Genomic DNA, 26,446 nt, shown 5'->3' with positions numbered 1-26,446 from the left:
TTGATGCGTGTGCAGAGGCGTAATAATTCGTCTCTGTACATACCTTTTTTAAATACCCTCTATTTGTCATCAAATATTGAGCCGGGTCACAAGATACGAGTATCCATTTGGAGCGATTATGCCTTTAGACTATCTGAATCTTAACGATATGTTTGCAAGCGTCATCAGAAAAGCGCAGCACTTAGAGCGATATATAGGTGTTAAACAGGAAGTGGATGTTATTCATAATGAAAACGTCGATATTAACCAAATAGCTTCGCCAAAATATTGGCAAACCGTGCATTTATTAACTCAGCAACTCGATGCGGCTCAAAATGGCGTGTATCTCATTCGTGAGACAGGGCAATGGCAGGCGTTACGTGGCGATTTAGAAGTTGGCAATTTAGTGACCAGTAAACACCCTGATGAATTTGGGCAATATACCTATTATGAACTGGTAGCAAAACAAGGCGCAATACACACTTGGCAGCCATTTATATTGACGGATCTTTCATCAAGTTGATGATGAGAATTGCACTATACATTATGCAAATTCTGCCTTTGCAGCCCTGTTTAGTTCGACGGTGTAATGCATCGTCATGTTACCCACTTAGTTAGAGTAATAAGAATGATCGATACCGTGAGAACCAAATTAAAACGCTTCTTTTCAGCGGGAGCCAAGCCGACCGGGGCGCAATTTGCTGAGTTGATTGATCATTGTATGATTGGGGAAGATGATGGAATTCGAATCGACGAGCATGGCAATGCTGAGCTAACCGACAACCTAACAGTGCGAGGAGACTTAAGAGTCGATGGTACGGTTTGGCTCGCCAATAGATCAAATAATACCGCACCGAACGCAGCAAGTCACAGCAATGGCAGTGCACATAGCCTGCCTGTCGGGGCCATTATATTATGGTTTGGTGAAGACCTTCCCGATGGGTATGCGCTTTGCGATGGCTTGCAAGGTCGGCCCACAATGTTATACGAATATTCAGTTATGAATAATGTGCTTATTGACAAGCAAAACATCACTATGGAAAACCCAGCCAAAACAACGGCACTCACTGATGTGAAGTATATTATCAAAATTCGTTAGAGCAGCCTTGCGTGAATCAACTTAAAAGATCGAATGTAGAATAGAGGAACTAACATGCTCGAAATTGCCAACCTTTCGCCAGCACCCCAAGCAACCCTCATACCTGAAAACGCCAAATTAGTGGGGGAATATACAGCAACACTAGACGCCGATATTTGGCCTATAACGCCCATTGCGAGTGCTCAGGTTAGCTGGTTTAATCAGGCATGGCTAGAAGCTTATACGCAAACCATCGTTGCTTGGCTGTACGATGGTGTTAATAACCAGTTATTTAACTTAAATAATCCCATTTATATATTGCAAGCACAAGCAAGCGCTGGGCAATTTGGTTTGGCTTTGCTAGATAAACTGACTTCAGCACTGACGCAGCCTGAATTTAAAGATGTAAAGCTGTGTTATATTTTTGCCGACACAGAGCAAGCTCAGTTAGCCAAGCTTACTGAGCATCCATACTTTGTGCACTATAAACAGCACAACCAAGTGACAACGTTGCATTGGCAGCTAGAAAAAAACGATGTGTTGCCTGAACGTGATGAAGAAGGAGAGTTGCTAAATTTAGCTGCCAATCCTAGTGTATTTATTGCCAATGGTGTGTTGTCGCAGTTGCCACAAATGCTGCTGCAAGTGCATTATCAAGATCTCTATATAGCTCAAGTTGCCAAACTGGCTTTAGAAAGAAAACCACCTTTAACATTGCCTTTAGGTTGGCAAAAAGCAGGCACTCAAAAGTTTGAAAAACCTGAACCTAAAAATCACGCACAGTTGACTTATCGTTGGCAAGAAACGAGCGTAGAGAAGGTGTTATCACTACTGCCTGAACAAGTTCAAGGGCATTTTACTCAGACACTACACCGCTACTCACAACAAGGCATTTGTCAAACGTTCGCCCTACCTGTTGCTGCGCACAGCTTGCTGGCAGGGCTAGAGCAATCACTGTGCGATGGAAGCTTAACGCTAGTAAGTGATTTTTCGACAACCTCAGAGGTGGATATTACACTTCCCAATAATGACGATGACGCTGGCATAAGGTTTTCGCTTAACTTCTCGGCATTAATGGTAGAAAGCAGCCCATTTTTACAGTGGTTGGCCAGCAGCAGCCAATACAAAAAATCTACCCTGATGCATGTTAAATCGAGTCAAACACAGCAACTATATAGGCATACACAGCAGACGTTTTACCGCTACTTTGCTGAGCAATCGCCAGAAGATTGTGAACGCATTATACAAAGCCTAGCTGGGGCGACTAAGGCTCTGGGGGATACGCAAGTATTAGCGTTTATGCGCCAATATAATTATGAACCTAAGCTACTTGCTCTTTTTTTACCACGCCTACTAGAGCAGGGGGTTGCGGCCGACTTAAGGATAACGTGGCATCAAGTATTAGAGCAGGTTTGGCAAGCTTATGTACCTTCAAATAAGCGTGATGAATTTGTATTTCAATTGGGGTTATTTGCCATTGATTTAAGTTATTGGCCCCTAGCGCGGCAGTGTTTTTTGACTTTAACGGAATTGGATGGACCCATTACGGCTTGTTTACATAACTTAGCGCTTGTAGCACATGCAACAGGGCAAGAAGCACTCGCCAAACAGTGTATTGAGCTTGCGTTGGAATTAAACCCAGATGATAAAAAAGCACAACGGTTGCATAACGACATGACGGCATATCAAGCGCGCCAAGCACAGCTTACTTGGTTCGATGATGCAGTAAACCACAGCGTTGAGCTGAACGATGGTCAGCAACTGCAATTACTGCCATTAGGCCAACAAAATTTGGCTGAGTTTTATATGCAATACCGCCGTAAAGACGTTGCTCAGCGCCTTCGAGGTGTAAAACTTGAGAGCTTTTCACAACTTGAACAACTTTGGTTCCATTGGAAGCAAGAAGGTGATGAAGGGCAAAAAGCGCATTTTGCCATAATACACAGTGAATTGGGCTTTATCGGTGGTGTAGTTGTAGATTTAGAACCAGAACACAATCAAACCGAAGAGCTAGGTAGCCCGGCAAGGCACAGCCCAAACCCATCATTAAACAGCGCACAGTTATCATTTTGGATAGGTTGTGACTATCAAGGTCAAGGCTATGGAAAACTTGGTGTTAAGTTAGCCATTGACCATATTCAGCAACTCGCTGAGTGCTTAAATATCTGCCAAATAACTACTTCAGCTTGGGTCCATAACACTTCTTCAAGGCGTATTTTGAATCATATTGGTTTTGAAGAATATGGTCGTGTTAAAGGTGAAGGGGTTGAACAGGAGGTGTTTTATTGTTTGAGCTTCATAAAACTTTAGTTGTTGGAGTAGATAGGGGTAATGTTCACGAGTATTTATATGAAATTTGACTCAACTCATAAGGTCTATTCGAAATACAAAAAACGATTTGCAGCAAGAGAAAATATTGAAAGTATTGAGTAGATCTTGTTTTCTGCCTTTCTCAGTCGCTGTGTATTTGAATGTAATGGAAAGGTTTTATCTATTAAAAAAATAAATAATAGAGGTATAAGTGATGATTGGAAAAGATGAACAAAGGAAAATTGAACAATTACAACAATATCTCCCGCAGATTGTCGGGGCAGTTAACCAAGATTATCAGACTTTAATTGAACCGCCGAAATTCAAAGATAAGAACGAATATGTGGGAAATATACCCCCTTGGAGTATTGACTCTATTATAAGTAGATATAATGTAAAAAGTACTAGCAACCTATGGAAATTATTGTCTAAAGATAATCGTCCAAAAGATTATGAGACTTGGAAAAAAATTGAAATACAGGACGAAGATATAGACTTGACTGCAAAGCTAACGAGTAGATTGAATGATATAATTGCCGAGGTAAAAAAACAGGAGCAAGAACAGCAGGAAACATATGAGAGAGAAAATCTTGAAAAACATCAGCAGCACCTGGAAACTGGTTTGTGGGGACATGACCTGTGGAATTTGCGACTCACTCATCAAATCCAGCACATTTCTAAGAAACCATTAAATCAAATAAACGACTACCGCACCATAGGTGTAGAATATGAATTCGGGGAATTTGCAGCAGGATCACCGCTGCAAGGTCTTACGCATGTACAACTGACCACCCACAACGGAGGTTACGGCCCCGATGGTGACATGGGGTATGCCTTAGAAACAGATGCCAGCAACGAACTAGAGCTAGTAGGGCCCCCCCTTATATACCCTAATAAACACTATAAGCCGCATCTGAACGAACACGTGGCGGCAATGAAGGCCAATCTGAATAAGACTAGTGGGTATAAGCTACCAGATTTGGTTAATGCTTTTAACAAATACCTGTTCGGGCATAAGCACCTCACACTGAAAGAGAATGCCAACTATGGTCCGATGAATCTAAACAAGCAATCACTATCAAATAAGTACCTAACAGGTAAAGGCTCCGTGCCCATAAATAACATAGAACTATCGAGTTACAATAAAAAACACGGTGGTGGCACAATGACGCAGACGAACGCAATACTCGGGCGCGATGAAATAACTAAAATGATCACCGAACTCGGAATGAATAACAAAGGGGATATGTGGCTTCCAACAATCGAAATCACCTTAAAGCTAAATAGTGACAGGAGTAAAGATGAGAGGCTTGCGCTAAAACTGGTATGTGAAAATGTACTACGCCTCGCTGCAGCGCGGGCTTATGTGGATATTGACCGAAAGACAAGGAAGATGAGGGCCGCTAAAATTACCGGGAGAAAAATTCAAAACTCTACATCCAAGAACTTGCAGGGCGCTGGTATTAAGATGCATTCGCGCGTTAAAGATATAAATGGTTATTGGATTAAGGCCAGTTTTTCTCAAATATTGGAATTATTTGAAGTAACGGAACCAGAATTTAAAAATATAATATTGGCACTCACGACAAGTAAGCGTAATTACGCCGGCATAAATACAAACAAAGAAATAATATTGAACGCGGAACAATTAAAAAAAGTAATGGAAGAGCGGATAAAACAAGAGGTCCCTCTACTCGAACAGATGACACTACCTCCTCAAAGTGAAAGGCCCGACTTTATGGAAGACAGAGATGACCAAATAGGTGTGCGCCAGGACACCTATTTGCCAACGGGCACCATGAAGGAAGACGGGCAAACAAAAAAAGGACTGGTGGTTGAATTTAGAAATGTGGAAGCGAAAAATTGGATAAACAAGGGGATATAAATCCACATTATAAGTAGAACATATTGCCGAATTATAGACCCTGTAAATAATTCTGTGTAACTGCTCTTAGTTACAAGTATTCAGTTAGTCGGTCTTCAAACATAATCATAAAACGGTTTAGAGCTTGCTTCCAGTGATGAATAGGCATTGTCCACCTCTTGGAAGCATCCATTATCGCTAAGTACACCACCTTGCTAGCGGATTCATCTGTCGGGAACAGTTTACGTTTCTTGGTCGCTTTTCTGATCACACTGTTCAGAGATTCAATAGCATTTGTCGTGTAGATAGCTTTACGAATATCTTGAGGGTAGCTAAATAGAGTATTGAGATTATCCCAATGAGCCGTCCAGGAGCGGCTGATTTGAGGGTACTTTTCATCCCATTTATCACCAAAGTGCTCTAACGCCAACAGGGCTTCATCTTCCGTTGTTGCTTGATAGATTTCTTTTAAGTCAGTGGTAATTGCCTTGTAGTCTTTCCATGGGACGTATTTCATTGAGTTTCGCACCATGTGTACGATACAGAGCTGAATTTGAGTTTTTGGATAAACGGCATTGATGGCATCAGGAAAGCCCTTGAGGCCATCAACACACGCGATGAAGATATCATTCACACTTCGATTTTGAAGTTCGGTGAGTACGCTAAGCCAGAACTTCGCTCCTTCGGTTTCGGACATCCACATCCCAAGAAGTTCTTTCTGACCTTCCATATTTACGCCAAGTGCGAGATAAATGGCTTTGTTGATAACCTGCTTATTCTGGCGTACTTTCACGACGATACAATCGAGATAAACGATGGGGTAGACCGCATCAAGCGGGCGAGATTGCCACTCAACCACTTGTTCTAAAACAGCATCTGTAACTTTTGATATTAGACTGGCGGAGATATCCGCGTCGTACATTTCTTTGAATGTTGCGACGATTTCACGGGTAGTTATTCCTTTGGCATATAGGCTTAAGATCTTGTCGTCCATCGATTGAAATCGGGTTTGATGTTTACGAACAAGCTTAGGTTCAAAGGACGCGTCACGGTCACGAGGGACTTCTAACTGGATCTCACCATCGTCTGTAATTAGGCGTTTAGATGAGTAGCCATTTCGACTGTTACTATCGTTAGTTGGTGAGTTTTTTTCGTAACCAAGGTGCTCATTAAGTTCAGCATTTAAGGCTGTCTCAACCGTCACCTTGGTTAACATTTTCCTAAAGTCATCAAGATCAGAAGGAGTCTTAATCGACTTAGCTGCTTCGCGAGCGAAGGCTTCTAAAGCTTTCTTATCCATATTGCTTATCCTCAGCCATTACTGGCTTAATTATAAGCAGATACACAATTTAAATTACAGGCTCATGCCTACCCTGACAAACTTACTCGATGCTTTCTTACTAATCAAAATGTTTATTCATGGGCATTTGAAGTGTATAGACAACGTTTTCAAGTTGAGGCAGGTGCAATAGTTCAAGAGCTAACAACCCACCACTTATTAAAAGGAACCACAACATGCAAGAGCAAGAACAAACTGTTTACAGGGGAGATAAACGTTCTCCTGAAGTCGTATTCTCAGATGGTTTTAAGGCCCGAAAACCTAAAGATGGTAGTGTAACGTTACAAGAATTTTGGGACAATAACACGCCATCTAGGTGGATTAGTACAACAGTAGATTGGTTTACAGCCAGAAAGTTTTCAATACCAAAAGGTAATACTTACGAGATACGCACTGCTGATGAATTGATACCAGCAACTACGAGCAAGTTCAATGAAGCAGAGTTGACAGCGAAGGATATAATAAAAAACACAGATATCCGCTATAACTTAAATCTTTTTAGTGGATATAAGTTTAATCCATACTACAAAAATTATGACCTTCAACATGAAGCTCTAGAAAGAGCACGATTGTTGGCCAGAAACAAGTATCGACGTTTAGCTTGGTTTGTTTTTGTTCCGACAGCAATGTATTTCATATCGCAAAATTTCTCGCAGCCAACAGTGCTTAATGATAATGATGAGTAAAAATAGGAGATAATAAATATGATGAGAAATCTTTATAAAAAAGGTGTTGAGAAGGTTTTTGGTGCTCAAAGTGGGGTGATCCCAAAAGCTCTAAAAGATTATGGTTATTTGTATCGAGCCGATAGGCGTTCTTATGATGAAATCAAAAAAGCTGGAGGGTTTAACCCTTTATCACCTGATTACAGAGCTGTCTTGACGGGAGCTGAGCTTCGGCAATATCAATTTATGAAAGCGAATGGTGGAAATATTATAAGTACGGCTAAATCTGAATCTGCTGCGCGGGATTTTGCAAGCGCGAACCAAACTAAAGAACAATTTTATATATACAAAATAAGAGCCGCGGGTTTATTGGGGTACGACTTTAGTGAAACGAATGGCTTTCAAAACTTAGTATATGCAGAGCAGGAAGAAGTGGCGGTAGACCGTGAAATACCGATTGATAATATTGAACTTTTAAAATAAGGCGACTAGCCTTGGGGTCGGGTCTTGCCTTTTAGTCTTATCTCATCACACCAACTGCACTCAATACCCCAACTATCTGTGTTCATGGAATAACAATTGTGACCACTACGATTGGAGTTTGCTGGTGCGCGATATCATGCAATGTCGCGCGGTAATAAGAGAAAGCCGATTTATCTTGAACCGGCGGATTTTGACTTATTTTTAGCGCAGCTAGAACGAGTATGTGAACGGTTTAATTCGTGCATTCACGCTTATTGTTTAATGACCAACCACTATAATTTGCTTGTTGAAACACTTGAAGCCAACTTAAGTGCAGGTATGCGGCAGCTCAATGGGGTTTATACCCAGTCTTTTAATCGCGCTCATTGCCGAGTAGGGCATTTATTCCAAGGTAGATTTAAGTCTATATTGGTGGATAAAGATGCATACCTACTCGAATTAAATCGTTACATTGTACTTAATTCTATCAGAGCAAATATGGTCGAAACACTGGAGCAATGGCCTTGGAGTAGCTGGCATTGCGTGATGGGTTTAAGTGATGCGCCCAACTGGCTCGACGTTGATAGCCTTTTAAGGCATTTTTCGGCCAACCGCCAGTTGGCTCGGTCACGCTTTGCTGAGTTTGTTGCTAATGGAATAGGGATAAATCTGTGGCAAAACATTACTAACCAAGTGTTTTTAGGTAGTGATGCTTTTGTTCAGCGTTTTTTATCAAACGAAGAGGTGCTGAAGGCTGATTTATCAGAAGTCCCTAAAAAGCAAGTTCGGGCGAAAGCATTGACCTTACGACAATATGAGCAAACTAGCCGAAATCGCAATGAAGCGATACAACAAGCCTACTTATCAGGACACTATAGCCAAAAAGAGTTAGGAGAGTTCTTTAATCTTCATTATTCTCGGATCAGTCGAATAATAGCAAAAGGTAAGACCTGACCCCAAGTTTCCAAGTTTTAAGTATTTTATCTGTGATACCTAAAGACGCCGCTGCTTTTGGTACGCTGTAACCTTGCTCAGTTACCAATGCCACAGCTTCTTGCTTAAATTCAGCCGTATAATTTCTGTTTGTTCGTTTTGTCATTTAACACCTCAATAATTGGATTATATTCCATTATTAAAGTGTCCTACTTGATTAAAGTAGATCATTTTTTAAAGAATAAATGTATGGAGCAATAATCTTTTTTGTAGAAAAATATATGACTGGCCTTCATAGCTATTAATGCTATTTCTCAACCTTTGTGCAGGGTAAAAAATAAAAAGTACTTAATTGGTTTAAGTATTAGTATTGAATTAAATAAATCACGGGTGTGTTAAGTTTATTTTCATCACAAATTTTGATGGTTATCGTCATTATGTTTAGCTAATCAATGATGTTTAGCGTAAATAAATTAATAAATAAAGGATAACTTATGTCTGATAATACATGTGGATGCACACCTGAACAAACTTCAACTATTTTCAATCCATCTTTTTCAAACTTGGAAGTAAAAATTAATGCTATCGCTCCGGCTTCCGATGCGTGTTTGGGTGATTCAGAGGTTGTAACCTTTGCAATTGATACTTGTCTAGTCGATGATGTTAATTTAACAAAAGCAAAATTAAGTGCAGTTGTCGATACCGCATTTGTGGGTACCGTGTCAAAGTTACTTAACTCTGTTGCAGATTTGGCTGTGACGCCAGCTACTGCCATTATTGCGGGCACTTTCTATCAAAAAGAAGGTAAGATACTCGTTAATGTATCAAGTATGACTGATGTAGAAACTGCATAAATATTCTTTTATGGCTTGTGATTTTCTGGGCCGTAGAGAGAAAAGGAGTAAAGTGTTCTGGGTAGTCAAATCAGAGCACTTTTGACCCACTCTAGTATCGGTAGACACTTTTAAGATTTAAGCGCTCGATGTATTTCATCGGGCGCTTTGTATTTTTAGGCTGTGCGGATTTTACTGATTAAGAAAAAAAGGTGCTAAGTCGCTTGTTTCATAATATAACGCGACTTTTTTAAATAAGGAGACATAACCAAGGTCACACAAGATGCTAAGATCCCAGCAAATTTAGTAAGAACAAGCGTTTTATTATGTGATTAATGTGGTTGCAAATTATTATGGCTACTGCTGTTTTTTTACATTGTTTGTGTGATGAAAATTTGAAGTTACTGTGTGCTTTATAAAACCAACTTGGCCAGAAGTTCAATATTTATACTATTTTATTTAACCTTGTATCTAGTCGATTAGTGAGCGTTTTCCTTATATAACCATTTAAATTTTTAATGACGCTTTGTTATTTTTTGTAGGTGTCATAAAAAATTTCATCTCACCCCCTTATTCTGCGTTGGTTGCATAATGAACAACAATAAACCTGAGGTTTACAATCTGTGCCCAATTTATTCTTGCTTAATGGCACTCAAATAAAAATTTTCAATGCCAATTAAGCGTTAATTATATGACCCGTATCGGTACAGACGCTCGGTGGATTACTTGATTGCCTTGTCGTTAGTACCCCCTGCAGCACCGTTGGTATTTACTCAATGGCCAGCTTACTTTTAGTGAGCTTTTCAATTCGTTCACCAAAACTTGGGTGTGTACTTAACCAGCTAGGGCCATCTGGATGCTGCTTGTTTAACTTCTTAAATATCTCGGTCATAGCTTCGTGACTACCATACAAAGCTGTCAGTTGTTGTGCGGCGTACCTATCGGCTTCGAGTTCAGCATGCCTGGAATAGCTTTGGGTAACCCCTGTCATGGTGCCTTGCAATATCATGTCTGACAGGGCTGAAATATCGCCAAAAATGACGCTCAAGCCAGCAAATACAATTGATGAGCTGACAATCGACTCCATCACATGGTTATGTTTCACATGCCCTATTTCATGGAGCAAAATCGCACTTAATTCTTGTGGGTTAGCTGTTAAGTTGACCATGGCATCAGTAATGATTACGGAGCCGTTGGCTAACGCCATGGCATTGGCTTGGCCCTGCCAGTGGCGCAGTGCTAGAGTGAACTGCCTGTGAGCGGCTTTCTCATTTTCTACTAATTGCAAAAATAGCGTCTGGACTTCTTTTTGTTTATTCACATCTAATTGGGAGTGACTAAATTCAGACTCGTCTAACGCCTCAAGGCTGCTTTCATCAACAATACGGTAAATAGGCTCAGGAATAGCGGTTGCTATTTTTTCCGCTAAATACGGAATAGATTGCGTATAAAACTGATAGCCAGCAAAAAGCGTCACGACTAATGTGCTTGTGATCATCCATACTCGTTGCTTTTGTTTATCCTTTTGTACTCTACTCTCTAGACTTGAGTTCATTGATCACGTCTTCCATAACGGTAATATTATGCTCAGTAATTATTTTTTGACTGCGAAACAGCTGAGGCAACTCTATAACGATGACTAATAAGATAACAAAAATGCCAATGCTTGATAGGGTGGCAAGGCCAATAAGCATTAAAACGAGATTAATCATGCCCCGCAGGGTTTTTCCTAGGTAGAAATGATGTAACCCAGCTGCGAAAAAGTAGTTGAGTACAGCGTAGGTATCTGGGTCTTTTATCAGCTCAAGCTCTAATTGGTAGTATTGTTTTCTGGCGTCTTCAGGTAACTCTGAAACAGATTGACGCAGTGCGTCTTCTCGTGCTCTTAAAATTGAATCATCCATGCTGTACCTCCTAAGGTAGTGGGTCGGCTTTAACGTCAATACAATCCGGATCGTTACACCGTTTAATACGGTTGAAACTAAGGCGGGCGCCCCTACATAAGCCATACTTATCAATGGCTTGATAAGTATATTCAGAACATGAGGGGGTAAAATTACAAGACAAGTTAAAGTGTGCTTTTGCACCACCATTCGCTTGGTAAGCGCGAATGGCACGCAGCACAACACGTTTAAGCACGCTTTCGGCCAAGCGTCAGAATGACCGCTTCACGGCTCCAAAATAACAAAAATCGCTTATTCTCTATGACTTGAAATACGAGTTGCCAGCCATCTTGTGCTTCTCTGTTCAGCGTTGCCTCTAGCTTCTTCAATGGTAAACCACTTGAGCCTAATAACAAGGTACCACATCCACCTTCGACTACATGGATCACTTTATATTCATCATATTGAGTCATAATACTTCCCTGATTTATTATCGTAATTAAGTCTTTTATTATCTTATAGTTACTGACTGACTGATACAACCATTTAATTTGTAATTGAGGGACAATGAGATTGCTTACAATGGTGTTGTGTCAATATATGGGCTTAGTTCTTTCAATATTATAACTGTGTTGGACGAGATGAACGCCAGCGACAAATCCTGATTGGCAAAAAGGTATAGATGAGGCTGTGTGCGTTATACTTAAGGGAGAGAACGCAAACTAGGTGGTAAATTCTATGATTTATTTAATTGATGGATGTAGACCAAGCTAACGCCCCAGAGCTTAAAGCAAAATGTATTCGTTAGTATTGGCTGTTTTTAGTTTTTTAACATCACATTCTCTATCAGGTTAGGGAATAAAGCGCGCATCCTCATCATTAAGCGCATTTTGCCTATATGGATTTCTTTTTTGCCTTTTTCTGCACCTTCAAAAATCTCAAGCGCGGCCTGCGAAGAAGAAATTTTTCCTTTTTTGTGACTATGAGTTATATCAGTTTCTATGAAAGGTAAAATTGCCTCACAGACTTTAATGTTACTTTTATGCACTTTTATTTGACCATTAAATGACTTACAAAAAGCCCTGAGGCCGGCTTTGTTTGCACAGTAAATCGGAGAGCTTTGCTTTGGTGAAATGGCCAGCCCGGAAGTTGCAAAAACCCAAGTCCCCGCTACTCGGTCTACATTTTTAAATAACAAACGAGAGAGTAAAATAGGTGCTGTAAAGTTGATCATGGTTTCTTCTTCTATAGTGATCAGTTCTTCGCTGGCAACAAATAAATTGCGTGTTTGTTGCACACCTGCATTGTGGATCACCATATGCAACGGCTCACAGGCCAAAGCGTCGGCAAATGCTTTTACACTGTCTACGGATTTTAAGTTACATTCGTACCATCGCACCTCGGGGTAGACTATTTTACTTCGCTCCAGACTTTTCAGAGAACTGCCAGTTGCGATTACTTTATATCCACGGTCTACGTATTGTTTGACCAACGCCTTACCTATGCCGCGCGTTCCACCAGTAATTAACACGGTTTTATTCATGTACACATTCCTTGATAACGTTTACTTTTTCTTGCTAGCTCAGTTAATTTTATGTTGTTGCCGCTGGGCAAGTATAAAAATCCATACTCAGAGGCATGTGACATTTAAATACTGTCTGTGATTCTCCCATATTTATTTTTCCACAAAGTACAAAATTCATTCAAATCATACGGGTTAAATCTAAATGTGTATAGTTATACTGTGTCATTTTCTGGGTTACTAACCCTTTCTGACTTTATTATGAAAAAGTGTGTTGCTCATTCACTCCGTTGGTTTAATTTCCTTACTGGGAAGGCGTGAAAGTTTGCAATAAACGGGCTAAATCATATATTGGGCATTAATTTTGGTTATTGATATTCCGCAAGTTTTAGCCATATTATTAGTGAGTTGTGTTGAACTGCCAACCAGATATTAGCATGCACTATAGACGATGAAGTTATGGAGTACTTCACACCAGATGATGCCATTTAGACTTTAAAGCGGGATAAGCATTTAATGTAATGTCCCCGTATTCAATCGCACAACAAGTCTATTGTCATATCAGCTAGAGCTAAACTGTTAGGGCCTTTGTTTGGCTGAACACGTTCAATTGAAAGGTATTAACTGAGTTACTCACACACGGCTTTATTTGACATTTTAATGTTTTGAATTAACACCGCCATTTTAAAGATACCGCAATTCTTTCACAGATGTTTTTCTCGGTAGCGGGCACAGCGTCAGCGAAAGCAAAAGCGAGAATTGAAGCCGGCGCATTTGTGGGCGTGCCTTATTTGGCAAAAGTACAAGGCGGTTTGTTTGGTGAGATCCGTGGCGTTGTTAAAGGGGAGGCAGGCGTAACCGGTGGCTTAAAATACACCCACAGCCAAAAGCAAAACAGTTTTGGTCACTTTGGGATAGACAATGATTGGCCTATGACCGGTAATTTTAGCTTAACGGGAGCTTTAGAAGCGCAAGTGGGGGCGTCATTAAGAGCAAAAGTACTCACATTTGAAAAGGAGTTGGCGTCAGTCACCTAAGGAGATTGGACATTAGGTGAATACAAGCTTGCTGGTACTATGAGCAAAACAGCTGATGGTAACGGCTACAAAGTTGCTATTACCGATGGGGGGTTAGCGACCGTAAGCCGAAGCCGGTGGAAATCACTAAGCAACCGTTAGGTGTCGATAAATGGATTGCTCAATTAGAAAAAGGGGGTCGTCATATTAAATACTCCAGCTCAGAAGCGCGATATAAGCTAACGGAAGTGGCGAGAAAAACGGTGTATGGACACTTTAGCCCGGCGCTCAAGCAAAATGTGAGCGAACGTTATTCAGACTTACTTACTTCGATAAGCCAACGAAATGAATTTAATAAAATCTATCAAACACTGAAATCAGAACGAGAAAAGCTGCCAATAAGTGGTACCTATATTTGGACATCGAAAGTAGGGAATGTGGGCGCTTCCATGAATAAAATAGATGAAATGCAAGACAAAGTACCTGGTGAATTCGAAAAAGTTGTAGATAGGCGCTTAGCAGAGGTGCGTAAATAAAGTCTATGTAAAACCGTTAAGTTACCCCGTAAAGCCTATCAATAATTTCTGGAGCCTGTAACAGGTTTTGTGTAACACCCTAGGTTACTTTCTTATCCTTTATTCCAACATAGCCATTTTGCATCAGAAATAGACGTTGGCAAACAATATTCATGGCGTTTTTTAATTAGCAGCACGAATACTTTTCACACTCACGTGATTTTTACGTCAGCTGTATATTGAATGATTAAGCAAATTGTGAGTAAACCCATTATGCCCCTTGTATGTGTTGATGGCGCGGCGGTTAAAATTACTGTAAACGGCGCACAGCAGTTAGTAAAAACCACTGATAACATTCCTTCAGCGACAAAAAATAAACTCTCGCAAGGCAAGAAACCTGTTTTAGTGGTTGATGATGTCAAGCAATGGCTACAAAAATATCAGTCAAATTATGACAATACGGCATTTAAAGGGGGGATTGCGATGGGCAAGGCGGTCTCAGGGAAACCTAACCTAACTGTTAAGGGGAAATCTAAAACAGCGTTAGTGACTAAAGACACGGTAGTGATGGCGATATTACAAGTGTCAAAACCAGCTCAAGACCCACAAGGGGTGTCAGATCCGGTTGCGGTCATTAACATTACGGTTGAATTTACTGATCCTGGACAAACTAAATTGACCATTGCTTAGGGGGACAGTTTTTATAGGCACTAGAGGAGTTAATCGAGGAAGTTGTAAATAAATGGGTGAGTGCAGCATTTGATTTAACAGTGCGTGATTTAGGCATTATGAAACGATTAGTGCGTGCTCAGCAACACGCCTACTACTGTGACTCCACCTAATTTTCCAACCACAATGAGGGGTTTTCTATGGGACTTTTTTCTACTCTATTTTCATCAAATATACAGGCGCCTGTAGCAGCAATTGGGTCATTACTTGATGAGCTGTATACCAGTGACGAAGAGGCTGTCAATCTTGAGATATTGAAGCAACGGGTTGCACAGCAGCCAAACTTGGTACAAAGCAAAATTAATCAGGTTCAGGCGAGTCATCGAAGCTTGTTTGTCGCGGGTGCTCGACCGTTTTTAATGTGGGTATGTGGTTTGGGGTTTTTGTTCGCATTTGTAATTAACCCTATTTTACAGTGGATATGGCCTGATGTTGGCACACCGCAGTTACCATTGGCAGCTATGTTAGAGCTGACATTAGCCATGCTAGGGCTAGCCGGCTTGCGCACCGTCGAAAAAGTCAAAGGAGTGGCTAAATAACCTTACCACTAAAGTATTGAAAGTAGATATCTATCAATAAATTAAGTTAACACTCTCAATAAAACCAACGATTTCAGAGGGGTCTACCTCTATCAGTTGCAATTCAAATACATTTTTAAAGGGGATCGATATGATGAAGCCTACTAGGCTAACGTGCGTTATGTGCGCTTGCGTCACAATAGTGCTGCTTACGGGATGTTTTAAAGAAGGTGAAATTCGTGGTAGCAATGAATTGTTGTTAAACGGCTCGTTATTAAAAGGGACTATGGCCCACGCAGATATTTATATCGAAGATATTGATCACCACGTTATTTGGCAGGGAACAAGCGATGTAAACGGTCAGTTTCAAAGTCAGTTTAGTGCGCTTGAAAATAGTATTTACACTCTACGCAGCAAAGTTAACCACAGCACTATAATGCAATGTGATGCTGTATTTTGTTTTGATACGAATGATAACGTGATCGCACAATTTGGCGAGCCTATCATAGCGAGCGAAATAGCAGGCTTACAGCTGACTTCATTTATTTCTTCACACGCTCAGACACAAACGCGTCAACTTAATGTATTCACCACTTTGGTCCATGATTTAGTGGCAGCGCAGCTACTCGATGGCGTATACCAAAATGGGGTTGAGAAGGTGAGTGTCAGTGCCAGCAATTTAGTGTCATATGCGCTCAATTTGCCCATGGATTCAGGCAACTTTTTATCTAAGCCGCTACAAAACCTGACAATAGCAGATGAAGAGATTGACGCGATGAGCATAGTTAATGCAGCGATGTCAGCACATATCTCTTATTTACCAACTTTGTCGGCCACTATTGTTGCGGCATATCATGAGCCGAATAATCATCAATTACAGAGTGCTTTAGAGGCACAAAAAAACCAAATACTGGATACCGCATACGAGTTACTCGCCAGCGCCTATGTTGCCAATGTGTCACAGCAAGTGACAAATCAAATCAGTGTCGCCAGACAAAGACGTATTAACTTTGCTGCGTTTGCGCTGCAAAGCCGCCAATTACGCTCCGATATAAGCATGACTAATGCACAACGTAATATTACAGGGGCTTTTGGCCGCTCAGGAAATTAAGGACCGATGTATGAAGCAGTTAATTTACGGCTTAATTGGCTTTAGTGGATTACTTTTGACCCCATGCTTGGTGGTTGCAGAGTCTGCATGGTCAAGCAGTGACGCCTTTTCTGTGACCAAGCAAGCGCAACCATGGTATAAAAAAGTGAATTATTTCGCCCATGTATCGCAGCAAAAACAGGACTTAAGACTCTCACGTCAACCCTCGAATAGGGCAATACATACTGATAAGTTCTCAGGTGAGCATAGCGCATTAATCGCCACCGCCTCTGTGGGTGGGAAGTTGTTCAAGCGCAGTATTGTTTATGCTGATCTGCTGATAGATAAAACCCAGCTAAAGGGAGATATCAGACGCGAAGGTGAAAGTATGAGCACCGATTTTTTGGATTATCAGCGCTATAAATCACAGATTGAAATATTTTATGAATTTGCGCTTACCTCACAGTTGAGTATTGGTGCTGATCTGTATTTTGCCTCTGAGCAATACCGGCAGTCTATGGACTCGAAAACCCGCAAAGATAAATATGCTGGTGGTGCTGTTGTATTTAGCATGAAGCCACAGAGTATTAATAATCAATTTGATATTGATTATATTCTGAGTTATCGACATTTAAGCCCAGGTTCTGCGCAACTCGCTTCTCAAAGCCAAGTGTTTCATACCGTACTGCTAAATTATCAATTTTACAGTGCACATGCTTTGAATGCGTATTTGTCAGGGCGAGTGTCATATTTCCCTCAGTATGATCCAAACAGCTATTGGGAGAGTCACGCATTTTATGTTTTAAGTACGCACATTGAATACCGTTTAACTGACACCTCATTATTGAGCATGAGGTTAGAACGAGGGTTTAAAGGTCAAGGTCAATCAATGCAAACCTGGGCTGTAAATTACGAATACCGCTTTGGCGTGACAAAAACCAAACGGCGTAAACGTCGTTATAAAATGCCCAACTTATTGATCAAGTGAGCAGTGCATGAAAATATCATTCAATGATAAGTGTGCCTTGTTTGGCGGTGCTGGGATTGGGTTGCTATTCGGTGTGATCATGGGGACCAGTGTGACACCCACAGTCACAATGATGTTAGGGGCTTTAACGACATTATTAGCGGCTATTTTGGGGTTGAACGATCAACACTTTAATAGCAACAAAGCACTGCGCATTGGTGCATTTGGTTTCGCGTGTGTCGTGGGGGCTTATATGGGGCTATATGTTCGAGCACATAATGTTTTGGCCCCCGCTTTACTAACATTAAAAGCACAGTATCAGGGAGTGGGTTATACCGAACAACAAGCTTTGGAGCTCATTACCTTAAAAGCGTTTGGTTTTAGCTTACATACTCCCCCTAAACAGCATTCTGCGGCAATATCGTCAGCCTTAAGTACGAATATCGAGCCAAACATAGCGATGCATAAGCAACATAGCAGTGTACTATTTAGTGCGCCGGTAACACTCAGTGGATGTGATGAATTAGTTTATACCGACAGCAGTTTACCTTTGGATGAGGTGTTTAATAATTTTGCACTAACCGGGGGGATTTGGGAGCAGTTTGCGATTGAATTATCTGCTAATTTTTCAGGTTTACTCAGTAACAGCGAGCAAAAAGATATGCTGTTAGTGCTGCGCGATACGCTGTGCTCAACAGCGCCGAATGATCACCAAACCACAAGGAAAATAGTCGCTAGTGTGTGTGAAAATAAGCTTCATCAGTTTACTAATACAGACTTTGATTTTACGCGTTTAGCCTTGTCTGAAAGTTGGCAAAAAATCACCCAAGTGATAAAGGCTACTGAGCTATCACAACCCCAGAAGTGGCAATTATTACAGCTGATAAATCGTATTTTATGTCAGCCTGAATTATGACGTTAGCGCCCTATTAGGCAGAGAACCCTATGATACACCGACAACGCTCGTTAGGATTACGTGTGCTGAGATATGTTGCAGCACTATACGTTAGAGCTGTGACTGGCGCATTACTGACTGTTAATCTTGCCAGTGGCGCGCAATTTGATCCAGAAACACTCAGCATGAGCACCGTGAAAGTCGTCATAAAAAGTACGGAAGGTGTAAAGGGGGTTGCCACTGGGTTTGTATGGCAAACACCTAGCCAGATAGTGACATCATTACATGTACTTGGTAGTCACCCTAATGCTCAAATCATTATTGAATTTAACAAAAAGCGACGCAGAGCGTCAGTCAGTAAAATATTGCCAGAGGCAGATTTAGTACTGTTAACCGTGAGTCGGCCATTGAAAAACTGGCAGCCGCTACGCGCTTTTCAAACAGAAAAACCCACTTATCGAGCGTCAGTCACCGCCCTCGGCTTTAACCGTGGGGCACTCGCAATGAGCACCAGAGAGCTGTTAAAAGGGTATGCTAAACCGGAGGTTTTAAAACAGTTTTTACCCCCTAATGCGGTTGAAAAGTTGAGTGTATCTAATATTCCAGACATTAACTTACCTATTTACTACCTCGATGGGAGCTTGCTGCCAGGCTTTTCTGGGGCACCCGTATTTGATAGGGAAGGCCAATTAATTGGGATTGGCAATGGAGGGCTTGAAGATGGCGCTGCCAGTGTAAGCTGGGTGATCCCAGCTTATCACCTGACAAACTTAGTACACTCCCCAATAGTACAGCTCCCTAAGTTACTCAATATTAGTGCCAGCGTATTCACTTTGGATACTCAGGCCGTGCATGCTTATAAAGCGTATGTTCCACCATTTAAACCTCGGTTTAAAGATTTGTTTTTGCCCTCAGTCTACGCAAGTAACCCCCGTGAAATGCGACCGCTTATCTCTTCATCAGAGCCAATTCGTGTCACGCAGGTGAGGTATAAAAACTATCTGTTTACTAAGGTAAAAACGCGTAGCTTGGCGCAGTTGCTGGCAAGTTCTGCTAGACCTGCAGAAATTCATCGAGCGGTCGTGTTGTTTACAAAGATATTTAATGGCCGAGGTATAGACTTCAGTAACACACAATTTGATGTGTACACCGATGCATATTATGGCATTAATCTGGTTGTGCCTCATGGCGCTTCACTTATTGTGGATGATAACGGGTATTTAGTCACACAAAGTACGCATTTGTGTAGGCTATGCCCTTATGAATTACAGTTTCATGGTCAGACTCTCGATAAAGTAGACCGCCGAAATATGTTATCCCAGCCTCTGGTTTTTATGCGAGAACGTTTAAACGACCATGCTAAAGAGTTAAATGAGGAAGGTGAATTTTTCGAATATACGGACTTTCAAACCATCCGTCACTTCGGAGACAGACGCTACGTACTTAATAGTGTCTTTGCGAACTTCAATGAGCCTTTCGTCGAAAACTATGAGTTAAATTATTTACTAATAGCCACCAACCGAGATAACTGGTTTCAGGCGCAAGCTATCAATACGGCTTTCAGTGATGATTATTTAAAGAAACTGGTTCGTTATCAGGGGGTCAACTGTTCAGCAATATCACTCACCCAGGACCAAATCGCGTTTTGTAATTCAATTGACGTTGCATTTTCAACTTTCATGAGTGCCCATTTAATGGGTTTTTCTAACCGTTTTTACCCCTAGGCAGATAAGCCGGTATTAAAGGTTGTTAGGGTCGTTCGATTTAAATCATTAAAAGTATTCACAGCCGTCAAGCAATGGCGTCTTCCTTGTACAAACAGATTAATACGCACACATTGGCTGGGGCTGATGTGGCGGAGCCGTGGCAAAGGCTCAAAAGTCTTTTGGGGTGCAAGTTTAGCCTATTAGTTATGTTCCCAACCACAGCACTAATTGGTATGCCTTACAAATAATTAAGCTTGCACCCCATCTCAAAATTCTTGCCGACTCGGCGCTTAAGAATATGTTTATTCAACGAAAGGAAACATTATGTCTCAATACAAAACCCCTGACGTCTATGTTAGAGAAAAGTCTATTTTGCCGCCATCTGTGGCAGAAGTAGCGACGGCGATCCCTGCGTTTATTGGTTATACAACAAAAGTTTCAGAAACCGACCCTACAATGGCGGCACTGCAAAGTACACCAGTACGCATCACTAGTATGGTGGAGTTTGAAGCAAATTTCGGTGGCCCATATAAGGAAGGATTCACAGTCATACCCAAAGCAACTGGAGGGTATGATATTTATGCCAATGATGGTAATGAGGACAATACAGATGATACAAATAGCCCTTTAATGGCTGCAAAATTCTTCCTTCATCAATCGGTTAGTCACTTTTTTGCCAATGGTGGCGGTGCGTGTTTTGTCGTAAGTGTTGGCCTAGCTGGCGTGTTAGGTAAACCGGCACAAGCAGACTATGAGACGGCAATTGATTTGCTAAATAAAGTTGATGAAGTAACTTTAATTTCATGTCCTGAGTCGATTGGACTAGATGCGACAGCACATTATTCGGTACAGAACGAAGCATTGGACCATAGTAAAAGCCGCATGGATCGTATTGCTTTAGTTGATGTGTTAATGCAGCAACCACCTGCTGGTAGCTCTGCAAATACGAATGATGCGCTAGTTATGCGTAATAATGTGACTTCTGGGCTGCAATATGGTGCATCATATTACCCATATTTACGAACGACTATGGCGCGTAGCTATGATGAGAAAAAGGTAAGGGTTCACTTGTCAGTGCCGGTCGTAATTGGTGAAGGTGCGCCTTATGCACTAAAGGTCTTTTTGGGCGATGCTGATTTGACAGATATGGCAGATGATTACACGTATGTAGCGGGCTCTCTCACTCTTTCTGCATCCATTGATCAAGTTTATATCGAACACGCTAGTAAGCTATATGCTCTAAAAGGGCTTTATGAAGTTACATACAATGCGACCAAAAAGCAGCTAGATAAACAAGAAAACGGTGATGTATTTGATGCAGCTATGTTAACGTATGCAGAACCGTCAGGCGTTCATACACTGGACAAATTAGGCGATCCGAGTTACCCATTTTCTTCCGCGGAAATTTACAATGCGGTTAAATCTAGCTTGGCCAAAAACTATTTAGTACTTCCTCCTTCACCTGCTGTTGCTGGTGTGATGGCCAAAACTGACAAAGAGCGAGGTGTATGGAAAGCGCCAGCTAACGTTGCATTGTCTCAAGTCTTAGCTCCATCACTCGCTATTGATAATGCAGAGCAAGAAAACCTAAATGTGGACGCAATCTCAGGTAAATCAATTAATGCGATTCGTACGTTTGTGGGTAAAGGCACCTTAGTTTGGGGCGCACGCACACTGGCGGGTAACGACAACGAATGGCGTTATGTCTCTGTTCGTCGCTTATTCAACATGGTTGAAGAATCAATCCAAAAGACAACACAGTTTGCGGTTTTTGAGCCCAATACGCCTTTTACTTGGCTTAAGCTGAAAACCATGATTGAAAGCTACCTTGAGAACTTATGGCGTCAAGGTGCGTTCTTTGGTGAGTCTCCCGCACAAGCATTTTTCGTGAACGTTGGCCTTGGCCAGACGATGACCGAAGATGACATCAACAACGGCATTATGAATATTGAAATCGGTTTAGCGGCAGTACGCCCTGCTGAATTTATTGTGCTGACATTCTCGCATAAGAGCTTAGAAGGCTAATGAACCCAACCAAGATTGGTTGAGGTGTGCTTGTTCACGTTTCTTTGCCCCCTCAGCCAATCTTTCCATTTTTATTTTTCTTGGGTGTTATCCCACTCAGGTTTCTGAACTTATTATTTTTTGGAGTTTTTATGGCTACTACAGCAGCAGACATCGCAGCAGAATATCCGATCCCGGTCTATCGATTTGTGGTTAGTTTTGGGGAAGAGAGCATTCCGTTCTCTGAGGTTTCAGGATTAGACATTGGTGTTGAAACCATCACTTACAAAGATGGCTACGGCAAAAAACATATGCCTGGCCAGCCCGCAGACGTAAACATCACACTTAAACGTGGTTTAGTGCGTCAGAAGAGTCAGTTTTATGATTGGATTTCGTCTATCAGCCTTAATTTGGTTGATAAAAAAGACATCACCATTTCACTGACGAATGAAGACCGCTCTCAGCCATTAGTGACTTGGAAAGTGATCAACGCATTCCCTAAAAAGTTGACTGCACCGAGCATAAACGGTGGTTCTAACGAAGCGAGTGTTGAGTCATTAGAAATGATGGCGGACGACATTAAGATCGAATTTCACTAATTGATATTCTCCTTGTCTTGGGCACTTATGTGCCCTTTTTGGACATTATTATGATTCAAGAACTTACTACACCTATGGTGGGGTATCGCTTTGCGGCCTTAATCACTTCGGCAGCCATACCCAACCCGATTGATATTTTCTTCAAAGAGATAAGCGGTCTGAAAGTGAGTCGCAGCATTGATTACGAAGGCAACCGAGTCTCCATAAAAAATGAAAGGCAAACGCGCACGCTCACTTTCAAACGAGGCGTATTACGTACAGGTAGTACCCTTGAAATTACCAATTTTATTAGCCTGCCGCAATGGAACCAGTTTGCGGTTCGTAATGATATTTTGATCACTTTATTAAACGATAACAATTTGCCAACGAAAGCATGGTTAGTCACGCGTGCTTTTATGGAAAGTTGGGAGTGGGACAGTTTAGATGCAACGCGCAATGATGTGCTGATCGAATCAATCAGCTTTAGCTACCAAAGTTTGGTGACTGTGCCAATTCCTTTTACTTGATTTCCTATGGGAGGGCTTAAACGTGGAAATACAATGTGATGCCATTAGAGTGAAGGCGAAACTATCCGAAAAGTCTGGCAGCGAGCAAACCAATGAGGCGGGTGGTCAGCAAGCTTCATGTACCACCAGCGACACGGTCGCACAATTAGAAAAATCCTTGAAACGCTACGTAGATAGGCAATTTCAACAATTTATTAAACAAAGGAGGCCATAGATATGTCATTACTTGGTTCAATCTCACCAGGGGTGCCGATGTGTGATGTCACCTTTTTTAGTAAAATAGAGCGTGGTAATAGCAACCAGATTAAAAAGTTAACGCTACCGTATGACACAAAAACACTACAAACCACATACGCCAATGACATTGTAAAATCACAAGCGATCGGCGCCGAGAGTGGTGCAACGCGATATCAAAAGTCATCACCATCCAAGTTAAATATCACTTTTGTGTTAGACGATACCGTCATTGAAGACCCGACTTCATTAGCGGCTAAGCTTATGGGCAATATCGAAACGGAAGATAATATTCAGACACTACTGAAATATGGCACAGCGGTACAAAGTGAAACCCATGAACCGGCTTATGTGACTATTCAACCTTTGAATATGACTCTCAACGATGGGCCAAATATGAGCTTTAGTGGATTGATTTGTAGCACCTTGGTTGAGACGGAGCTGGTTGATAACAAAGGCCGTCGCCTGAAAGCGAAAGTCCATTGCTGTGTTGTTGAGTGTTTGTCAGAAAAAGAAATTAAGCTCAAATCAGGTAAAAGCTCTCCCGATTTAACCCATGTGATCCAGCACAAAGCTGGTCGCTCAGTGTTATCTCAAAGTGCCAGCATCTATGGTAACCCTCAATTTGTACATCAGGTTGCTAAGGTGAATCGACTTGCTTCAATCCGTGGTGCTGAGGTCGGTGCAGATATTTTATATCCGCCGCTGGAGCGATAATTATGGACTTAAGATATACCATTACGGTTGATGGTAGCCCTGTCAGTGACAAAATTGCTCTCATTGAAGCCCGAGTTAAAAATGGCGTAAACCAAATCTCACAGCTTTGCTTAAAGATTGAAGATGGAGATATGGCCAAAGAAACCTTCGACAAAATGGACGAAGGCCTATTTAAAATGGGTAAAGCGATTGAGCTAAAAGCAGGCTTTGGCGATGGCGAACAAACGTTACTATTCAGCGGCATCATTACTGGACAAAGCATCGGGTATGAAAAACAGCCCTTTATGCAAATTGAGGCCAGCGCAGATATCGTCAAGCTTTGTCAAAATGCGTTCAGCAAATTGTATGATGACAAAAGCAAAGATAGTGACATCTTGAGCGACTTGCTAACGACATTCGGCGCTACACCCGGAGAGGTTGCTACCAGCCAAATTGTACACCCGCAATTTTTAGTGGTTGATGAGCAGCCATGGTCCGTGTTTATGCGCCGAGTGCTAACGAACGGTTTTGCGTTTATTAATGATGGTAAAAACCATGTTTTAGACTTAGCTAAGCACACACCGACGGCCCATGAGTTTAATGTGGCGATGGATGGGTGTACTGACTTTGAACTGCATTGTGATGTGCGTGCCCATTTAAAAAAGCTTCAATACAGTAGTTGGGATATTCAAGAACAAAAACTCAATGATAATGCCGATCCCGTAGCGCCTGCGGCTAAGTTTAAAAGCCATGCTGATGCAGATGCCGCATTAGCCTTGCCCGATACCTTGCGCCTCGCTCAAGCGCCCATTGATAAAGTGGAGTTGGCTGCCAAGGCCAGTGCAGAGCAATACTATCGCATGTTGGATATGTATCAGGGGTATACGCGTATTGATATGTCCGCTGCGAAAGCGCCATTAAAAGTGAAGTTACTTGACTCGTTGACTTTATCTGGTGTGGGTAAAACCTATGCGGGGGACTATGTGGTGGGTGAGATACAGCATCATTTATCGAATGATGGCTGGTTTTGTGACTTTATGTTTGGTGTTCCTTTGAGCTTAAGCCTTTACTCTGAACATAATCAACATCCTGATACACCTATGCTCATAGGTAAAGTGGCGGCATTTAAGGCCGATGCACAAGCGCTTCATCGGATCCCCGTTCTGTTACCAAGTGCGGCGGGCGAAAAGCCAGTTTGGGCACGTTTAGCCAGCCCATTTGCAGGAAACGAAGAAGGGTTATTTTTACCACCGGATGTTGATACCGAAGTTGTTGTTGGTTTCATCGGCTCGGATAGTCGCTACCCAGTGATTTTAGGGGCATGTCATAACCCCAAAGCCAAGCCTCCTTTTGAATATGATGATAAGAATGAGCAACGTGGTTTGTTCTTTAAAAAGCAGGCACTTGCCTTGCAATTTACCCTCAAAGAGAAAGAAAACGAATCTCAATTTAAGGTGCAGGCGAGCAAAGATCATCGAGTCACCTTTGATGGTAAGAACGGCCTCAAGCTTGTTCAAAAAGGTATGACGACGATCGCAGCGGGTAAAGCGATGGCAATTATTACCAAAGATAAGCTCACATTGAAGGCTGATAAAGCCATTAATGTCACCTCTTCTGACAACATCACGCTCAAGGGCAAAGGGGTTGATGTGAAATAGTTTTAGGGCCAAACAATCTACGAACAAGGAGTAAGCATGTTTAATCAAGCATTTTTGGGCGCAGGCTGGCACTTTCCTGTGCGCTTTCGAAGCCCAACCAGTGGGCCTGCCATCGATAATGGTGAGTCGCTGTTGCAGCAGGCCATTCATTTAACGCTCAACACCCTGGTTGGTGAGCGCCCGTTATGGCCAGAGATGGGATCAGGTCTTGGGAGTTATTCATTTACTGATGCGAATGAGCAAAGTTTGGCGCAGCTTCGTCAGGAAATCGCCACTGTCATACTCAACCATGAACCACGTATTATTTTAGAGTCCATCGATTTTGATAGCAGTGAGCTGTATGAGGGAATATTACTGGTGCAGTTGAATTATGTCATTCGACAAACTAATAGCCGTAGCAATATGGTTTTCCCATTCTACTTAACAGAGCAATCGGTGTGACCCA

Annotated in this window: 30 protein-coding genes; 23 read left to right on the top strand and 7 right to left on the bottom strand. The window is 41.7% G+C overall.

Annotated features, from left to right (window positions below; translation table 11 throughout):
• The first annotated feature begins 118 nt into the window (after positions 1 to 118).
• The 4 genes from BGP78_RS07435 (at position 119) to BGP78_RS07420 (ending at position 5,252) form a co-directional block, all read left to right on the top strand.
• Positions 119 to 502, top strand: coding sequence for a hypothetical protein (locus BGP78_RS07435; RefSeq protein ID WP_119860804.1), 384 nt, complete (start codon positions 119 to 121; stop codon positions 500 to 502).
• A 105-nt stretch (positions 503 to 607) separates the two neighbouring features.
• Positions 608 to 1,078 carry a hypothetical protein gene (locus tag BGP78_RS07430; protein ID WP_119860803.1) on the top strand — a complete coding sequence of 157 codons (471 nt, stop codon included), beginning with the start codon at positions 608 to 610 and terminating at the stop codon, positions 1,076 to 1,078.
• 54 nt (positions 1,079 to 1,132) lie between these two features.
• Positions 1,133 to 3,367, top strand: coding sequence for a GNAT family N-acetyltransferase (locus BGP78_RS07425; RefSeq protein ID WP_119860802.1), 2,235 nt, complete (start codon positions 1,133 to 1,135; stop codon positions 3,365 to 3,367).
• A 214-nt stretch (positions 3,368 to 3,581) separates the two neighbouring features.
• The gene (locus BGP78_RS07420; RefSeq protein ID WP_119860801.1) at positions 3,582 to 5,252 is read left to right on the top strand and encodes a hypothetical protein; all 1,671 of its coding nucleotides are present in this window, start codon (positions 3,582 to 3,584) and stop codon (positions 5,250 to 5,252) included.
• A 70-nt stretch (positions 5,253 to 5,322) separates the two neighbouring features.
• Here the strand turns inward: BGP78_RS07420 and BGP78_RS07415 are convergent, their stop codons facing one another.
• On the bottom strand, positions 5,323 to 6,531 hold the full coding sequence (locus BGP78_RS07415; protein WP_119860800.1) for an IS256 family transposase: 1,209 nt from the start codon (positions 6,529 to 6,531) through the stop codon (positions 5,323 to 5,325).
• Positions 6,532 to 6,746: 215 nt separating this feature from the next.
• On the opposite strand from BGP78_RS07415, the gene BGP78_RS07410 reads away from it, so the two are divergent.
• The 3 genes from BGP78_RS07410 to BGP78_RS07400 all read left to right on the top strand — a co-directional run bounded on the left by BGP78_RS07410 (position 6,747) and on the right by BGP78_RS07400 (position 8,651).
• Positions 6,747 to 7,256: a hypothetical protein gene (locus BGP78_RS07410; RefSeq protein ID WP_119860799.1), complete on the top strand. Its 510-nt coding sequence runs from the start codon at positions 6,747 to 6,749 to the stop codon at positions 7,254 to 7,256.
• Positions 7,257 to 7,274: 18 nt separating this feature from the next.
• Positions 7,275 to 7,718, top strand: coding sequence for a hypothetical protein (locus BGP78_RS07405; protein WP_119860798.1), 444 nt, complete (start codon positions 7,275 to 7,277; stop codon positions 7,716 to 7,718).
• A gap of 111 nt (positions 7,719 to 7,829) precedes the next feature.
• A complete protein-coding gene (locus tag BGP78_RS07400) occupies positions 7,830 to 8,651 on the top strand; it encodes a transposase (protein ID WP_220475515.1) in 822 nt (273 codons plus the stop codon).
• Here BGP78_RS07400 and BGP78_RS07395 read toward each other — a convergent pair.
• Positions 8,620 to 8,796 (bottom strand): transposase, encoded by a 177-nt coding sequence (locus tag BGP78_RS07395; RefSeq protein ID WP_119860796.1) that lies wholly within the window; start codon positions 8,794 to 8,796, stop codon positions 8,620 to 8,622. The genes BGP78_RS07400 and BGP78_RS07395 overlap by 32 nt on opposite strands.
• Positions 8,797 to 9,124: 328 nt before the next feature.
• Between BGP78_RS07395 and BGP78_RS07390 the strand changes: the two genes are divergently transcribed.
• A complete protein-coding gene (locus BGP78_RS07390; RefSeq protein ID WP_119860795.1) occupies positions 9,125 to 9,484 on the top strand; it encodes a hypothetical protein in 360 nt (119 codons plus the stop codon).
• A gap of 748 nt (positions 9,485 to 10,232) precedes the next feature.
• Here BGP78_RS07390 and BGP78_RS07385 read toward each other — a convergent pair.
• From BGP78_RS07385 to BGP78_RS07365, 5 genes are all read right to left on the bottom strand, one after another.
• Positions 10,233 to 11,018: a M48 family metallopeptidase gene (locus tag BGP78_RS07385; RefSeq protein ID WP_119860794.1), complete on the bottom strand. Its 786-nt coding sequence runs from the start codon at positions 11,016 to 11,018 to the stop codon at positions 10,233 to 10,235.
• Positions 10,996 to 11,367: a TM2 domain-containing protein gene (locus tag BGP78_RS07380; protein WP_119860793.1), complete on the bottom strand. Its 372-nt coding sequence runs from the start codon at positions 11,365 to 11,367 to the stop codon at positions 10,996 to 10,998. Before BGP78_RS07380 ends, BGP78_RS07385 begins: the two co-directional genes overlap by 23 nt.
• A 10-nt stretch (positions 11,368 to 11,377) precedes the next feature.
• A complete protein-coding gene (gene yidD / locus BGP78_RS07375; protein ID WP_119860792.1) occupies positions 11,378 to 11,602 on the bottom strand; it encodes a membrane protein insertion efficiency factor YidD in 225 nt (74 codons plus the stop codon).
• Complete coding sequence (locus BGP78_RS07370; protein WP_119860791.1) at positions 11,595 to 11,819, bottom strand: DUF4177 domain-containing protein; 225 nt, start codon at positions 11,817 to 11,819, stop codon at positions 11,595 to 11,597. The genes yidD and BGP78_RS07370 overlap by 8 nt, the downstream gene beginning before the upstream one ends.
• Positions 11,820 to 12,166: 347 nt before the next feature.
• Positions 12,167 to 12,889, bottom strand: coding sequence for an SDR family NAD(P)-dependent oxidoreductase (locus BGP78_RS07365; RefSeq protein ID WP_119860790.1), 723 nt, complete (start codon positions 12,887 to 12,889; stop codon positions 12,167 to 12,169).
• A gap of 689 nt (positions 12,890 to 13,578) precedes the next feature.
• Between BGP78_RS07365 and BGP78_RS07360 the strand changes: the two genes are divergently transcribed.
• From BGP78_RS07360 to BGP78_RS07290, 15 genes are all read left to right on the top strand, one after another.
• Complete coding sequence (locus BGP78_RS07360) at positions 13,579 to 13,905, top strand: hypothetical protein (RefSeq protein WP_119860789.1); 327 nt, start codon at positions 13,579 to 13,581, stop codon at positions 13,903 to 13,905.
• Between the two features lie 116 nt (positions 13,906 to 14,021).
• Positions 14,022 to 14,420: a hypothetical protein gene (locus tag BGP78_RS07355; RefSeq protein WP_119860788.1), complete on the top strand. Its 399-nt coding sequence runs from the start codon at positions 14,022 to 14,024 to the stop codon at positions 14,418 to 14,420.
• Between the two features lie 222 nt (positions 14,421 to 14,642).
• Complete coding sequence (locus BGP78_RS07350; RefSeq protein WP_259386229.1) at positions 14,643 to 15,089, top strand: hypothetical protein; 447 nt, start codon at positions 14,643 to 14,645, stop codon at positions 15,087 to 15,089.
• Positions 15,090 to 15,268: 179 nt separating this feature from the next.
• Positions 15,269 to 15,667 (top strand): 3TM-type holin, encoded by a 399-nt coding sequence (locus BGP78_RS07345; protein WP_119860787.1) that lies wholly within the window; start codon positions 15,269 to 15,271, stop codon positions 15,665 to 15,667.
• Positions 15,668 to 15,797: 130 nt separating this feature from the next.
• The gene (locus tag BGP78_RS07340) at positions 15,798 to 16,757 is read left to right on the top strand and encodes a hypothetical protein (protein ID WP_119860786.1); all 960 of its coding nucleotides are present in this window, start codon (positions 15,798 to 15,800) and stop codon (positions 16,755 to 16,757) included.
• A 10-nt stretch (positions 16,758 to 16,767) separates the two neighbouring features.
• A complete protein-coding gene (locus tag BGP78_RS07335) occupies positions 16,768 to 17,724 on the top strand; it encodes a hypothetical protein (protein ID WP_119860785.1) in 957 nt (318 codons plus the stop codon).
• A 7-nt stretch (positions 17,725 to 17,731) separates the two neighbouring features.
• Positions 17,732 to 18,619 (top strand): hypothetical protein, encoded by an 888-nt coding sequence (locus BGP78_RS07330; protein WP_119860784.1) that lies wholly within the window; start codon positions 17,732 to 17,734, stop codon positions 18,617 to 18,619.
• 29 nt (positions 18,620 to 18,648) lie between these two features.
• On the top strand, positions 18,649 to 20,322 hold the full coding sequence (locus BGP78_RS07325; protein ID WP_119860783.1) for a serine protease: 1,674 nt from the start codon (positions 18,649 to 18,651) through the stop codon (positions 20,320 to 20,322).
• A gap of 306 nt (positions 20,323 to 20,628) precedes the next feature.
• Positions 20,629 to 22,329 carry a phage tail sheath C-terminal domain-containing protein gene (locus tag BGP78_RS07320; protein ID WP_119860782.1) on the top strand — a complete coding sequence of 567 codons (1,701 nt, stop codon included), beginning with the start codon at positions 20,629 to 20,631 and terminating at the stop codon, positions 22,327 to 22,329.
• A 131-nt stretch (positions 22,330 to 22,460) separates the two neighbouring features.
• Positions 22,461 to 22,907: a phage tail protein gene (locus BGP78_RS07315; RefSeq protein ID WP_119860781.1), complete on the top strand. Its 447-nt coding sequence runs from the start codon at positions 22,461 to 22,463 to the stop codon at positions 22,905 to 22,907.
• A gap of 50 nt (positions 22,908 to 22,957) precedes the next feature.
• Positions 22,958 to 23,413 (top strand): phage tail protein, encoded by a 456-nt coding sequence (locus BGP78_RS07310; protein ID WP_119860780.1) that lies wholly within the window; start codon positions 22,958 to 22,960, stop codon positions 23,411 to 23,413.
• 22 nt (positions 23,414 to 23,435) lie between these two features.
• Entirely contained in the window at positions 23,436 to 23,627 is a 192-nt protein-coding gene (locus BGP78_RS07305; RefSeq protein ID WP_119860779.1) for a hypothetical protein, read from the top strand.
• Positions 23,628 to 23,629: 2 nt separating this feature from the next.
• The gene (locus BGP78_RS07300; protein ID WP_119860778.1) at positions 23,630 to 24,364 is read left to right on the top strand and encodes a hypothetical protein; all 735 of its coding nucleotides are present in this window, start codon (positions 23,630 to 23,632) and stop codon (positions 24,362 to 24,364) included.
• A 2-nt stretch (positions 24,365 to 24,366) separates the two neighbouring features.
• Positions 24,367 to 26,001 (top strand): phage baseplate assembly protein V, encoded by a 1,635-nt coding sequence (locus BGP78_RS07295; protein WP_119860777.1) that lies wholly within the window; start codon positions 24,367 to 24,369, stop codon positions 25,999 to 26,001.
• A 36-nt stretch (positions 26,002 to 26,037) separates the two neighbouring features.
• Complete coding sequence (locus BGP78_RS07290; protein WP_119860776.1) at positions 26,038 to 26,442, top strand: GPW/gp25 family protein; 405 nt, start codon at positions 26,038 to 26,040, stop codon at positions 26,440 to 26,442.
• Positions 26,443 to 26,446 lie beyond the last annotated feature (4 nt).

The sequence above is a fragment of the Pseudoalteromonas sp. MSK9-3 genome (assembly GCF_003590335.1).
GTDB lineage: Bacteria > Pseudomonadota > Gammaproteobacteria > Enterobacterales > Alteromonadaceae > Pseudoalteromonas.
This window is presented reverse-complemented; position numbering and strand designations above follow the sequence as displayed.